General features: G+C 73.6%; 13 protein-coding genes. 6 read left to right on the top strand and 7 right to left on the bottom strand.

Features of this window, described 5'->3' with window-relative positions:
• Positions 1 to 200: 200 nt before the first annotated feature.
• From B1H19_RS26995 to B1H19_RS26970, 6 genes are all read right to left on the bottom strand, one after another.
• Positions 201 to 1,487 carry an HD domain-containing protein gene (locus tag B1H19_RS26995; protein ID WP_083107332.1) on the bottom strand — a complete coding sequence of 429 codons (1,287 nt, stop codon included), beginning with the start codon at positions 1,485 to 1,487 and terminating at the stop codon, positions 201 to 203.
• Positions 1,484 to 2,854 (bottom strand): HD-GYP domain-containing protein, encoded by a 1,371-nt coding sequence (locus tag B1H19_RS26990; RefSeq protein ID WP_083107331.1) that lies wholly within the window; start codon positions 2,852 to 2,854, stop codon positions 1,484 to 1,486. The genes B1H19_RS26995 and B1H19_RS26990 overlap by 4 nt, the downstream gene beginning before the upstream one ends.
• A 239-nt stretch (positions 2,855 to 3,093) precedes the next feature.
• Positions 3,094 to 3,465 (bottom strand): mycothiol system anti-sigma-R factor, encoded by a 372-nt coding sequence (gene rsrA, locus B1H19_RS26985; RefSeq protein WP_083107330.1) that lies wholly within the window; start codon positions 3,463 to 3,465, stop codon positions 3,094 to 3,096.
• Positions 3,462 to 4,166 (bottom strand): sigma-70 family RNA polymerase sigma factor, encoded by a 705-nt coding sequence (locus B1H19_RS26980; RefSeq protein WP_030067789.1) that lies wholly within the window; start codon positions 4,164 to 4,166, stop codon positions 3,462 to 3,464. The genes rsrA and B1H19_RS26980 overlap by 4 nt, the downstream gene beginning before the upstream one ends.
• A gap of 305 nt (positions 4,167 to 4,471) precedes the next feature.
• The gene (locus B1H19_RS26975; RefSeq protein WP_083107329.1) at positions 4,472 to 5,119 is read right to left on the bottom strand and encodes an alpha/beta hydrolase family protein; all 648 of its coding nucleotides are present in this window, start codon (positions 5,117 to 5,119) and stop codon (positions 4,472 to 4,474) included.
• Positions 5,120 to 5,144: 25 nt separating this feature from the next.
• A complete protein-coding gene (locus tag B1H19_RS26970) occupies positions 5,145 to 5,975 on the bottom strand; it encodes an SOS response-associated peptidase (RefSeq protein WP_083107328.1) in 831 nt (276 codons plus the stop codon).
• 35 nt (positions 5,976 to 6,010) lie between these two features.
• Between B1H19_RS26970 and B1H19_RS26965 the strand changes: the two genes are divergently transcribed.
• From B1H19_RS26965 to B1H19_RS26950, 4 genes are all read left to right on the top strand, one after another.
• Entirely contained in the window at positions 6,011 to 6,724 is a 714-nt protein-coding gene (locus tag B1H19_RS26965; protein WP_083107327.1) for a M50 family metallopeptidase, read from the top strand.
• Between the two features lie 136 nt (positions 6,725 to 6,860).
• Entirely contained in the window at positions 6,861 to 8,234 is a 1,374-nt protein-coding gene (aroA, locus tag B1H19_RS26960; RefSeq protein ID WP_083107326.1) for a 3-phosphoshikimate 1-carboxyvinyltransferase, read from the top strand.
• A 14-nt stretch (positions 8,235 to 8,248) separates the two neighbouring features.
• The gene (rsgA, locus tag B1H19_RS26955; RefSeq protein WP_083107325.1) at positions 8,249 to 9,256 is read left to right on the top strand and encodes a ribosome small subunit-dependent GTPase A; all 1,008 of its coding nucleotides are present in this window, start codon (positions 8,249 to 8,251) and stop codon (positions 9,254 to 9,256) included.
• Positions 9,257 to 9,390: 134 nt separating this feature from the next.
• Complete coding sequence (locus tag B1H19_RS26950) at positions 9,391 to 9,714, top strand: DMT family transporter (RefSeq protein ID WP_083107324.1); 324 nt, start codon at positions 9,391 to 9,393, stop codon at positions 9,712 to 9,714.
• A gap of 363 nt (positions 9,715 to 10,077) precedes the next feature.
• Here B1H19_RS26950 and B1H19_RS26945 read toward each other — a convergent pair whose 3' ends face one another.
• Positions 10,078 to 10,680 (bottom strand): TetR/AcrR family transcriptional regulator, encoded by a 603-nt coding sequence (locus B1H19_RS26945; protein ID WP_083107323.1) that lies wholly within the window; start codon positions 10,678 to 10,680, stop codon positions 10,078 to 10,080.
• A gap of 206 nt (positions 10,681 to 10,886) precedes the next feature.
• Between B1H19_RS26945 and hisN the strand changes: the two genes are divergently transcribed.
• Both hisN and B1H19_RS26935 read left to right on the top strand, forming a co-directional pair.
• Complete coding sequence (hisN, locus tag B1H19_RS26940; RefSeq protein WP_083107322.1) at positions 10,887 to 11,681, top strand: histidinol-phosphatase; 795 nt, start codon at positions 10,887 to 10,889, stop codon at positions 11,679 to 11,681.
• Between the two features lie 217 nt (positions 11,682 to 11,898).
• Entirely contained in the window at positions 11,899 to 12,300 is a 402-nt protein-coding gene (locus tag B1H19_RS26935) for a CBS domain-containing protein (RefSeq protein ID WP_083109905.1), read from the top strand.
• Positions 12,301 to 12,461 lie beyond the last annotated feature (161 nt).

Here is a 12,461-nt window from a genome sequence, read left to right as displayed (position 1 = left end):
TGGCCCCTGCGGCTCCTTGCCTTCTGCCGGATCCCTCAATCCCCCGAAACCCCAAAAGCCTCCGGGCCTGTCCTTCGAGGCTTCCTTCGCATCCAACCATGCCCCTGTCACGGGGCGCTCATTACCCATGGGTTCCGCGGTCGCCGACGGCCCGGCCGCCATGCGCTCCCACCTTGAGTGATGCCGTCGCCGCCGCCGCGTTACACCCCGTCGACCCTCTGGTTTCCCTGGTTTTCCCGGGATTTTCGCCCGCCGGCCGCGGCCAGGACCCGGGCGAGCGCCTCGACGACGCGGGGGTCGTGGTCGTGGGCGGTGGACAGCCGCAGCCGCTCCAGGGCGCGCAGCGCGCCACCGGGCGGCGCGGTCTGCCGTGCCAGGTCGGCGTAGGCGGTGACGGTGCGCACGATACGGGCGGTGACCGGCTGGTCGCGGTACGGATCCGCCTGCCGTTCGACGATCGCCGCGACCTGGGGCGGGGCGCCGGTCTGGCGGACAACGGCGCCGCCCAGCAGCGCGATCCGGCGCTGCCGGTCGGGCGGCAGCGGGGCCGCGGACCCGGCGGGGAGGGGGTCGGGCAGCGAGAGGCGGCCGATGTCGTGCAGCAGCGCGGCGTGTTCGAGGATGTCCAGGTCCGTTGCGCCCAGGCCCAGTTCGCGGCCCACCGCGCGGCCGAGCGCGGCCACCCGGCGGGCATGGCCGGGCGGGGTGCAGCCGGCGATCTCGGTGGCCCGGGCCAGCGAGGCGACGGTCTGGCGGTAGGTGGTGCGTACGGCGGCGAAGCGGCGGAAGGCGAACTGGGTCAGCAGCAGCGGCAGCGCACAGACCGGCAGCGCCCACAGCCCGGCGACGGCGGTGGCGAGCGAGATCACCACGCCGGTGGCACAGATCGCCGAGCCGATACCGGGCAGCGCCCGCAACTCGTCTCGCAGCAGCGGTCCGTACGGCCAGCCGGTACGGGCGCGGGCGAGCGCGGCGGTCAGCACCGCATCGCACAGCGCGGTCAGCGCGAGCAGGGCGACCAGGAGCGGGGCGCGCAGCGGGCCGTCGGCGCCCCAGCGAGCCAACGCGCCGCTGTGGTAGAGGGGTTGGAAGCAGGTGGCGGCGAATCCGGCGGTGAGCAGCCGGCGGGCGAGGTGGTCGAGGGTGCGGTCCCGGCCGAGGGCGAGCGGCCGGACGAGGCCCACCAGGGCGGCCGCGAGGACGACGGACACGGTCTGCGCCGGCCCGTGGCCGGCGGGCCGGGCGCCGGCCTCGCCGAGCAGCGCGTAGGCCAGCGCGCCGGCCGCCCCCAGGGGCGCGCTCTCCCGCTCGCCGGGCCCCAGGCGCAGCAGCTCACCGGCGGCGATCAGCACCCCGAAGGCCAGCGCCGTGCCGGGCCGGTCCACGCCGTCCCACAGGGTCCGGCCCAGGCTCCAGGCGGCGAGGACGGCGGCGGCGCCGTGGACGGCCGCGACGAGGGGCGCGCCGCCGCCCGCGGGAGCCGTCACGGGGCGCCGTCCTCGGCCGCTGCGGTGCGGTGCGGCACGGTCGCTCTCGGGGGCCCGTCGGCCGCTTGCGAGGGGCGGTCGGCAAGGTCAGGAGGGACGTTTCCGCACGGGGACGGTGCCGCCGCCGTCGCCAGGCCGGGCTGCCAGCCGTCCCGCTCCAGCGCCGCGGCGAGCGCGGCGACCATCCGCGGGTCGAACTGCGTCCCGGCGCAGCGGCGCAGCTCGGCGACGGCGGCCGCGACGGGGCGGGCGCGGCGGTAGGAACGGGTGGAGGTCATCGCGTCGAAGGCGTCGGCGACGGCCACGACCCGGGCGGCCTCGGGGATGCGGTGGCCCACCAGTCCGTACGGGTAGCCGCTGCCGTCCAGCCGTTCATGGTGGTGCAGCACCGCCGCCCGCGCCTCGCCGAGGAAGCCGATGCCGCGGACGATCTCGTGGCCGTACTCGGGGTGCAGTTCGATCACCGCGCGCTCCTGCGGTGTGAGGGGTCCGTCCTTGCGCAACAGCCGGGTGGGGACGCCGAGTTTGCCGACGTCGTGCAGGATCCCGGCGAAGCGCAGGACCTCCAGCCGCTGCTCGGTCATGCCCAGCTCCCGGGCGATCATCGCCGAGGCCCGGCCGACGCGTTCGCTGTGCCCGCGGGTGTAGTGGTCCTTGAGGTCCACGGCCTGCACCAGGGCGCGGATGGTGGCCTGGTGGGCGGCGCGTTCGCGGTGGTACTGGGCGAAGACCCAGCGCGACAGGTACATCGGCAGCAGCACCAGCAGGGCGGCCGGCGGTCCGTACGCGCTGCGCCACAGGACCGCCGTCATCAGCCCGGCCGCCCCGTGCACGAGGAAGGGCCCCAGGGCGGGGACGAGCAGTCCGCGCCAGGCGGTACGCGGCGGGCGGCGTTCGGCGGCGATCAGGATGGCGCCGTCGAGTGCGGCGAGTACGGCGCAGAAGGCGAGGGCGGCGGCCGCGGCGGTCAGCAGGGCGCCGGGGAAGTACGGGGCACGCGGCGGGTGGTGGCCGAGGGCGGCGGTCAGGAGACCGGCGAGGCGGCCGGCCGCGCAGCAGGCCAGCGCGAGTTCGGCGGCGTGCCAGATACGGCGGGCGGCGACCGGGGCCTCGACCGGGGCGGTCAGCGCGCCCGGCAGGGCGGTCAGTGCGGCCAGCGGGGGCGGCAGCAGCAGGGCCGCGGCCAGCAGGACGGGGCCGGCCCAGCCGGGGCGCAGCCGCTCGCACAGCGCGTACAGGACGGTCAGGGCCAGGGCGTCGGCCCAGGGGGCGTCGGCACCGAGCCGCAGGGCGGGGGCGGCGCACAGCACCGCGGCCAGTGCGGCGCAGCCGATGAACCCTCGCGCGGCCGCCGGAATCGTCCGCATCGCGCCCTCCTCCCACTCCCCCGGCGCTCGCAGGGAGCAGGGGGCAGCCCGCTTTGTGCGCCCTCTCCGTGGCGCACTGGGGTTGGAGAGGATAGAGGGGCCGGGGCGCCGCAGAAGGCGCATCGGCGGACCGGACGGGACGAATCGCCTCGCCCCTCACCCCTTGGGGTGATGTCGTGGTCAACTCCGCCCGCGCGGCGCCGAGATGTGCATCGGCCGCGCCCGTGCGGTGCGGGCGGTCAGGAACCCGCGGCGTCGGAGCCCGCGGCCTCGGCCCGCTGCTCCTGCGCGGCCTTCTCGGCCTGCGCCTGCTCGTGCCGGGCCTGGTCGAGCACGCTGACCTCCGGCACGGCCTCCCCGGCACGGATCAGATCGATCCGGCCCATGACCTTGGAACGCAGGTCGGTGGGCACGTCGTCATGGCCGCAGCAGCGCTTGACCAGCTTCTTGACGGCCTGTTCGAGCCCGTACTTCTCCAGGCACGGGGAGCATTCGTCCAGATGCACCTGGAATTCCGCGCACTCCCCTGCGGGCATCTCCCGGTCGAGATACTCATAGAGGTGATCAAGGACCTCGGAGCAGTCCTTCTCGTGCGGATCTCCGCAGCTCATGATCCCGAGCCTTTCCGGTCGTGCGACTGAGACGTCCGCGCGGCCTGCGGATCCGCGGCCGTCGCACCCGCGGGGACCAGCCCGCGTTCACGGGCGTAATCCTCCAGCATGCCGCGCAACTGGCGGCGGCCGCGGTGCAGACGGGACATCACCGTGCCGATGGGTGTCCCCATGATGTCCGCGATCTCCTTGTACGCAAAGCCCTCGACGTCCGCGAGATAGACCGCGATACGGAATTCCTCCGGAATCGCCTGGAGTGCGGCCTTCACATCCGAGTCGGGAAGGTGGTCGAGCGCCTGGGACTCGGCGGACTGGAGCCCGGTGGACATATGCGACTCGGCGCGCGCCAGCTGCCAGTCCTCGATCTCGTCGGCGGCGCTGCGCTGCGGCTCCCGCTGCTTCTTGCGGTAGGAGTTGATGAAAGTGTTCGTGAGGATGCGGTACATCCACGCCTTGAGGTTGGTGCCCTCCCGGAACTGGTGGAAGGACGCATACGCCTTGGCATAGGTCTCCTGCACCAGGTCCTCCGCATCGGCCGGATTGCGGGTCATGCGCAGCGCGGCGGAGTACATCTGGTCGAGGAAGACCAGTGCATCCCGCTCGAAGCGCAAGGCGCGCTCGGCGTCGCTCTCCCGTCGGCCCGCGGTCTCCTCGGCCGTGCCGTCGGTCCCCCCTGCGTCGGTGCCGGTGACCGGACCCACCTCCTCCAGCAGCGTCGCGGATCCGGATGCGGACCCCCGTGAATCGGAGAATAGACGACGATCCGGTGCTGCCGCCGCTCCAGCCAGGGCGGGCTGCGCCACCTGCATCTGCGACCACGGCAGGTCGGCGACCGAGCGGGCCGGGCAAGCGATTCCCATGCGGCGGACTCCCATTTCTCGTGCGGTGTGCGCGGCGGACGTGTTCCCCACGCCTGGCACAACAGCCGCGGCCGGCACGGCATTCCCGGCCGGCGAGGTGATTTCGCGGACTGGGCCGTCCGTGCGGGCGGGGCCCCGACGCGCGCTCAGCCGAACATGCCGTCCAGCCACCCCGTCACGGCGTCGGCGAGCCCGGCCATCGACTCCGCCTCGCCGATCCCCGCCGACTTCGGCACCGCGAACCCGTGGTCACCGTGAGCGACCTCGGTCAGCGTGGTCCCCGGCGGGAACTCCGCGGGCCGGCCGAAGGGGTCGCGGCCGCCCTGGACGACCAGGGTGGGCACCCCGGCGCCGGTCAGCTCGTCCGCGCGGGACTTCTCCGGCTTCCCCGGCGGGTGCAGCGGGAAGCTCAGGGCCAGGACGGCGTGGGCGCCCAGTTCGCGGGCGGTGCGGCAGGCGACCCGGGCGCCGGCGCTGCGGCCGCCCGCCACCACCGGCAGGCCCGGCTTCTCCAGGGCGGGCCACAGCGCCGTCCAGGCGGTGTCCAGGGTCCGGGGTGCGGGCGCCACCTTCTTCCCGGCCACCCGCCACGGCTGCTCGACCAGCGCCACCGTGTAGCCGCGGGCGGGCAGCGCGGCGGCCAGCGCCCGCAGATCGCGGGCCTCGATTCCGCCGCCGGCGCCGTGCCCGACGGCCACCACGGCCCGCGCCGGCGTCTCCTCGCGGTACCAGGTGATCCGCGCGTCGCCCGCCGGCGTCGCGACCGTCTCGCTCTCGTTCGCCCTCGTGCTCATATGTCCATCCTGCCCCGGCCCGGCCTCAGAACAGCGTGCCGACCTCGGGGGCGGCGAGCTCCGTCAGCAGCTCGGGCCCGTTGTTGCGCACGTTGCTGACCTCCGTGGGAACGGGGTGGGCCCGCATCATTCCGGCGGGCGGCGGCTCCAGCAGCGTGCGCAGGTCGTCCGGGTCCGTACGGGCCGGGTCGAGCCAGGCGTCCCAGCGGTCGGGGGTGAGCACCAGCGGCATACGGGGGTGGATGTCGGCCAGCGACTGCGGGCCCTCGCCTCCGGCGGCCCCGGCCAGCGGGGTGGTCTCGGCGTCCGTGGTGACGACCGTGCAGGTCACCCACCACGCCTCCGGATGGTCGGGCGGCAGCGTCGGGTCGCGCCAGAACTCGTACAGCCCGGCCATCGCCATCACCGACCCGTCGGCGGGTGTGACGAAGTACGGCTGCTTACGGGGCCGCTTCTTCCTGCCCTGCTCCTCCAGCTGCCGCTCGGCGGCCGCGGTGACCCACTCGAAGTAGCCGTCACCGGGCAGCAGGCACCGGCGGGCGGCGAAGGCGGCCCGGAACGACGGCTTCTCGTGGAGCGTCTCGGACCGCGCGTTGATCATCTTCGCGGCGCCCTCGGGTGACTTCGCCCACGACGGGACCAGCCCCCACCGCAGCGCGCGCAGCTGCCGCACCGGCCCCGGCGGGAAGGCCGCGGCCGCCTCGCCCTTGACCGGCCGCTCCAGCACCGCGTGCACCCGGGCCGTGGGGGCGACGTTCCAGCTGGGTGCCAGGGTCTCGCGCGCCTCCCACTGCTGGACGCCGAACGCCCCCACCAGTTCCTCGGGGCCACGACTGGCTGCATACCTACCGCACATGCATGCCACACTGCCATGCCACACGAAGGGGAGACATGCAGACCGACCACATCACGGATATCTGGGACCGGGTCGTGGGGGTCCAGCCGGACCCGTCCCTCTGGCTGGTGATCGCCACCGGAGTGCTGGCGCTGGGCGCCGTCGTCCCGCACTCCCTGTGGCGACTGTCACGCAACGCCGTCACCATCGCGCACGAGGGCGGGCACGGGCTGGTCGCGCTGCTGACCGGCCGCCGCCTGCAAGGCATACGGCTGCACTCGGACACCTCGGGGCTGACCGTCTCGCGCGGCAAGCCGACCGGACCGGGCATGGTGCTGACCGCCGCGGCCGGCTACACCGCCCCCTCGCTGCTGGGCCTGGCGGGCGCCGCGCTGCTGGCCGCCGGGCACATCACGGCGCTGCTGTGGGGCGCCACCGCACTGCTCGTCGCCATGCTGATCATGATCCGCAACGCCTACGGGGTCCTCACCGTCGTCCTGGCCGGCGCCGCCTTCCTCCTCGTCTCCTTGCTGACCACGCCGTACGTCCAGGCGGCGTTCGCGTATGCGGTGGTGTGGTTCCTGCTGCTGGGCGGCGTGCGTCCGCCGTTCGAGCTGATGGGCAAGCGGCGCCGGGGCGGCCCCGGGGACTCCGATCCGGACCAGCTGGCCCGGCTCACCCACGTCCCGGCCGGCGTGTGGCTCGGCTTCTTCCACGTGGTGACGCTGTGCTCCCTGATGGGCGGCGGGCGCTGGATGCTCGGCATATGAGGCGCTCGGCGGCCCGGCCGTCTCCGCTCCCGTGGCACCGGGGCGCACTACCAGCGCCATGTTTCCCCGATGTTGCGACGCTTTGCGCCACTTTTGATCAAGATCGGCACTCTTGCCCAGCCATTAAAGTAAGGGCATGACCGACAGCCCCGCACTCCCCGCCCTGTGGCCCGCCCCCGTCGCCCCGGGGGCCGTCGACGCCACCGTCACCGTGCCCGGGTCCAAATCGGTCACCAACCGCGGTCTGGTCCTGGCCGCCCTGTCCTCCGAGCCCGGCTGGCTGCGCCGCCCGCTGCGCTCGCGCGACACCCTGCTGATGGCCGAGGCGCTGCGCACCCTGGGCGTCGGCATCGAGGAGACCGCCTCCTCCAGCTCCGCCGGCTCGGCGGGCGCCGACGCGCTGCCCGGCGGCGGCGAGGCATGGCGGATCATCCCGGCGGGCCTGCACGGCCCGGCCACCGTCGACGTCGGCAATGCCGGAACGGTCATGCGTTTCCTGCCGCCGGTCGCCGCCCTGGCCGACGGCCCCATCCGCTTCGACGGCGACCCCCGCTCCTACGAGCGACCGCTGGACGGTGTCATCGACGCGCTACGCGTCCTGGGCGCCCGGATCGACGACGACGGCCGCGGCGCGCTGCCGATGACGGTCTTCGGCGGCGGCGCCGTCGAGGGCGGCGCGGTCGAGATCGACGCATCCTCGTCCTCCCAGTTCGTCAGCGCCCTGCTGCTGTCCGCCCCGCGTTTCAACCAGGGCGTCGAGGTCCGGCACGTGGGCGCGGCGCTGCCGTCCATGCCGCACATCCGGATGACCGTCGACATGCTGCGCAGCGTCGGCGCGCAGGTCGACACCCCCGAGGCGGGCGGCGAGCCGAACGTCTGGCGGGTCACCCCGGGCGCGCTGCTCGGCCGCGACCTGGTCGTCGAGCCCGACCTCTCCAACGCCCAGCCGTTCCTGGCCGCCGCCCTGGTGACCGGCGGCCGGGTCACCATCCCGGACTGGCCCGAGCACACCACCCAGCCCGGTGACGCGCTGCGCGAGATCTTCACCGCCATGGGCGGCTCCTGCGAGCTGACCGACCACGGTCTGACCTTCACCGGCGGCGGAAAGATCCACGGCATCGACGTCGACCTGAGCGAGGTCGGCGAGCTGACCCCGGGCATCGCCGCCGTCGCCGCCCTGGCCGACTCCCCCTCCACCCTGCGCGGCGTCGCCCATCTGCGCCTCCACGAGACCGACCGGCTGGCGGCCCTGACCAAGGAGCTCAACGAGCTGGGCGGCGACGTCACCGAGACCGCCGACGGACTGCACATCCGCCCGCGGGCGCTGCACGGCGGGATCTTCCACACCTACGAGGACCACCGGCTGGCCACCGCCGCGGCCGTCATCGGCCTGGCGGTCGAGGGCGTCGAGGTGGAGAACGTCGCCACCACCGGCAAGACCCTGCCCGACTTCCCGGCGATGTGGACCGGGATGCTCGACCCGTCGGCCGCGCCCGCCCGGAGAGCCTGAGGGATCCGGCCGTCATGCGCCGCTACGGCAAGAACCCCGATGAGGACGACGTCCGCGTCCGCCCCAACCGCAAGGGCAACCGTCCCCGTACCAACATCCGGCCCAAGCACGAGGACGCGGCCGAGGGCCTGGTCCTGACCGTCGACCGCGGCCGCCTGACATGCCTGATCGACGGCCGCACGGTCACCGCGATGAAGGCCCGCGAGCTGGGCCGCAAGAGCGCGGTGGTCGGCGACCGGGTCGCCGTCGTCGGCGATCTGTCCGGCGCCAAGGACACCCTGGCCCGCATCGTCCGGGTCGAGGCGCGCACCTCGACGCTGCGCCGTACGGCCGACGACGACGACCCCTTCGAGCGGGTGGTGGTCGCCAACGCCGACCAGTTGGCCATCGTCACCGCGCTCGCCGACCCCGAGCCGCGCCCCCGGCTGATCGACCGCTGCCTGGTCGCCGCGTACGACGCGGGGCTGGACCCGCTGCTGGTGCTGACCAAGTCCGATCTGGCGTCCGCCGACGCCCTGTTGGAGTCCTACGGCGCCCTCGGCGTCCCCTATGTCGTCACCAACCGCGACGAACTCGCCGACGGCGGCGCCGCCGAGCGGGTCCGGGAACACCTGACGGACCGTATGACGGCGTTCGTCGGGCACTCCGGGGTGGGCAAGACCACCCTGGTCAACGCGCTCGTCCCGGAGCGCCGCCGGGCCACCGGCCATGTCAACGCGGTCACCGGCCGCGGGCGCCACACCACCACCTCGGCGCTGGCCCTGCCGCTCCCCGGCGGCTCGGGCTGGGTCATCGACACCCCGGGCGTCCGCTCCTTCGGCCTGGCCCATATCGACCCGTCCCGCGTCATCCACGCCTTCCCCGACCTGGATCCGGGCACCGACGGCTGTCCGCGCGCCTGTAGCCACGACGAACCGGACTGCGCCCTGGACGCCTGGGTCGCCGACGGCCACGCCGACCCGGCCCGCCTCTACTCGCTGCGCCGGCTGCTCGCCACCCGGGAGCGACGCGAGGGCGACTGATCGCGCGATTCCCCTGCCGCCCGTCCGGGGCAACTGCATAATCGCAGCGAGGCGGACCGAGGGGCAGGCCGATGGGCGGGCCATTCGGCGTCAACGGGCCGAAGCGGTCGTCGACCTGACGGAGGCAATGGGACATGGCGTGGCTGCTGGTGGTGGTGGCGGGAGTTCTGGAGACCGGTTTCGCCGTCTGCCTCAAGCTCTCCCACGGCTTCACCCGCCTCTTCCCCACCATCGCCTTCGCCGCGTTCGCCCTGGGCAGCTTCGGCCTGCTGACCCTGGCCCTGCGCCGCCTCGACGTCGGTCCGGCCTACGCCGTATGGACGGGCATCGGCGCCGCCGGCACCGCGATCTACGGGATGGTCTTCCTGGGCGACGTGGTCTCGACCCTCAAACTGGTCTCCATCACCCTGGTCATCATCGGCATCATCGGCCTCCAACTCTCGGGCTCGGCCCACTGACCCGAACCACGAGCCGCGGCCTGCCGGCAGTCATGGGGCCGGGCGCCCCGCCTCCGACCCGCCATCCGCGGCAAACGCCTCGTCTCCACTCCGTACAGAACGCCGCCCCGTTCTCACTCCCTACTGAACGCCGCCCGGTCCCCACCCCCTGCAGAACACCGTCCGGTCCCCGCCCCCTACTGAACGCCGCCCGGTCCCCGCCCCCTGCAGAACACCACCGGGTTCCCGCCCCCCTGCAGAACACCGCCCCGTTTCCACTCCCTTGAGCACGCCTCCCCGGGAACACCGCCCCCGCCCCCGGCGTTGTGGCCTGCAAGGGGCGCCCGCACCCCCTAGGGGATCCGTTCGATTACCCCCTAAGGGTCACCGCCCCTTCCCCCACTCCCGCTCCCCCACCCGGATGAACGCGCCCCGCACCAGCCGTGCCACCGCCTCGGGGCCGCTGCGGTCGGAGGTTTCCGCCGGGGCCACCACGCAGGACAGGGTCAGCCGGGCGGCGGTTTCGCAGGCGGTGCCCAGGGCGGGAAGTTCCTCCTCGGGCCAGTCCGGCTCCAGGGCGGTGACGGCGCAGTCGCAGAAGCGGCCGACCAGGTCGGCGGGGGCCGGTGGTGGGGCGAGCGGCAGCCGGTCGTTCCAGCAGCCTGTCAAAGCGGCCCTGACCAGCGGGTTCGTCCGTGCGGTACGGAGCGTCCAGGCGGCCGCGGCCACCACGCGGCCGGCCGCGTCGCCGCCCGGACCGGCGGCGGGGCGACGGGTCAGTGCCCGTTCGACGCCGGCCAGATAGCTGTCGGTCTCCCGCCGTACGAGCGCGCGGGCCAGCCCCTCCTTGGTGCCGAACTCGTTGTAGAGGGTCTGCCGGGAGACGCCGGCCGCGGCCGCGACGTCCACCATGCGGACATCGGCCCAGGCCCGTCGCGTCAGCGCCGTATACGCGGCGTCCAGCAAGCTCTCGCGCGCAGCGGGCATCCGTCGCCTCCCCTGCCGGTGGCCCAAATGGCCGTGTGGCGCACAGAATTGACGTGGCGCCAGGGGCTGTCAAGGGTCGCCACAGGGGACGTCCGGCCCCCTGGTGCGGGCCGTACGCCGGCGCCGACGCGGCCAGTGGAATGACCCGTGCGCGGCCCGGGCATGGCCAGGTGGCTCCCGCCCATGGCAGTGGATACTGTTCGCTCATGCCCGACTATCACGATGATCTCCGCCTCGGCCATGTCCTCGCGGACGCCGCCGACGCCGCCACCATGGAGCGGTTCAAGGCCCTCGACCTCAAGGTCGAGACCAAGCCGGACATGACGCCGGTGAGCGAGGCGGACAAGTCCGCCGAGGAGCTGATCCGCGGCCAGCTCCAGCGGGCCCGGCCGCGCGATGCGGTGCTCGGCGAGGAATTCGGCAGCGAGGGCGCCGGACCGCGCCGCTGGATCATCGATCCGATCGACGGGACGAAGAACTATGTGCGCGGGGTCCCGGTCTGGGCCACCCTGATCGCCCTGATGGAGCGCGGCGAGGGCGGCGACCGCCCGGTGGTCGGCATCGTCTCCGCGCCGGCCCTCAACCGCCGCTGGTGGGCCGCCAAGGACCTGGGCGCCTTCACGGGCCGCAGCCTGACCTCCGCCAGCCGGCTGGCGGTCTCCCGGGTCGGCCGCATCCAGGACGCGTCGTTCGCGTACTCCTCGCTGACCGGTTGGGAGGAGCGCGGCAAGCTGCCCGGTTTCCTCGATCTGAGCCGGGACTGCTGGCGCACCCGGGCCTACGGCGACTTCTGGCCGTACATGATGGTCGCCGAGGGCTCGGTGGACATCTGTGCCGAGCCGGAGCTGTCGCTGTGGGACATGGCGGCCTGTGCGGTGATCGTCGAGGAGGCGGGCGGGCGGTTCACCGGCCTGGACGGCAGGACGGGCCCGCACAGCGGCAATGCGGCGGCGTCCAACGGGCTGCTGCACGAGGATCTGCTGACGTATATCGGCGACTGACGCCGGCGACCGAGTCGGTGTCCGTGGGCGGCCGTTCGGTACCGGTCCGCCGCCCACCTGCGCAGGGACGAGTCTTCGGACAGGCGTCCCACATATGCCCCTTGTGGGACCTTGTTGAGTCGGGCTCGGCATGTGAACATGAGAATCCACCCGTTTGTGAACTTGTGAATCCGTTCGCAAGGCACATGCACCAAGGAGGTGGCTCCACTCCATGCCCATGTTCGTCAAAGACGCCATGAGCACGGTGGTCCTCACCATCGGGCCCGCTCACACCCTCCGCCAGGCCGCACAGCTGATGGCGGCCCGCCGGGTCGGCGCGGCGGTCGTCCTCGACACCGACACCAGCGGCCTCGGCATTCTCACCGAGCGCGACATCCTCAATTCCCTCGGCGCGGGCGAGAATCCCGACCGGGAGACCGCCCAGATGCACACCACGTCCGATGTGGTCTTCGCCGCGCCGGACTGGACTCTCGACGATGCCGCGGACGCCATGGTGCGCGGCGGCTTCCGCCATCTGATCGTGCTGGACGACCGCGAACCGGTCGGCGTCGTCTCCGTACGCGACATCATGCGCTGCCGCTCGACGGTGCCGGAGCGGGGCAACCCGATACTGGCCTGAGGCCCCGGCCGGCACGGGTCAAGCACCGGCCCGTCGGCCGGCAGGGCAGCACGAAGAGGCCGGAGCCCATCGGCATCCGGCCTCTCCGCCTTTACGGCAGCGACAATTGAGCAACCCCCACAGCGGCCAACCACCTCCGCGAGAGCGGCGCCGGTTTAGGC

Source organism: Streptomyces gilvosporeus, assembly GCF_002082195.1.
Classification (GTDB): domain Bacteria; phylum Actinomycetota; class Actinomycetes; order Streptomycetales; family Streptomycetaceae; genus Streptomyces; species Streptomyces gilvosporeus.
This window is presented reverse-complemented; position numbering and strand designations above follow the sequence as displayed.

What these genes read in the sequence shown, in the direction of transcription:
- rsgA (WP_083107325.1), top strand. Translation starts at nt 8,249, where the DNA reads ATGCGCCGCTACGGCAAGAACCCCGATGAGGACGACGTCCGCGTCCGC.
- B1H19_RS26945 (WP_083107323.1), bottom strand. Translation starts at nt 10,680, where the DNA reads ATGCCCGCTGCGCGCGAGAGCTTGCTGGACGCCGCGTATACGGCGCTG.
- B1H19_RS26935 (WP_083109905.1), top strand. Translation starts at nt 11,899, where the DNA reads ATGTTCGTCAAAGACGCCATGAGCACGGTGGTCCTCACCATCGGGCCC.
- B1H19_RS26950 (WP_083107324.1), top strand. Translation starts at nt 9,391, where the DNA reads ATGGCGTGGCTGCTGGTGGTGGTGGCGGGAGTTCTGGAGACCGGTTTC.
- rsrA (WP_083107330.1), bottom strand. Translation starts at nt 3,465, where the DNA reads ATGAGCTGCGGAGATCCGCACGAGAAGGACTGCTCCGAGGTCCTTGAT.
- B1H19_RS26990 (WP_083107331.1), bottom strand. Translation starts at nt 2,854, where the DNA reads ATGCGGACGATTCCGGCGGCCGCGCGAGGGTTCATCGGCTGCGCCGCA.
- aroA (WP_083107326.1), top strand. Translation starts at nt 6,861, where the DNA reads ATGACCGACAGCCCCGCACTCCCCGCCCTGTGGCCCGCCCCCGTCGCC.
- B1H19_RS26975 (WP_083107329.1), bottom strand. Translation starts at nt 5,119, where the DNA reads ATGAGCACGAGGGCGAACGAGAGCGAGACGGTCGCGACGCCGGCGGGC.
- B1H19_RS26970 (WP_083107328.1), bottom strand. Translation starts at nt 5,975, where the DNA reads ATGTGCGGTAGGTATGCAGCCAGTCGTGGCCCCGAGGAACTGGTGGGG.
- B1H19_RS26965 (WP_083107327.1), top strand. Translation starts at nt 6,011, where the DNA reads ATGCAGACCGACCACATCACGGATATCTGGGACCGGGTCGTGGGGGTC.
- hisN (WP_083107322.1), top strand. Translation starts at nt 10,887, where the DNA reads ATGCCCGACTATCACGATGATCTCCGCCTCGGCCATGTCCTCGCGGAC.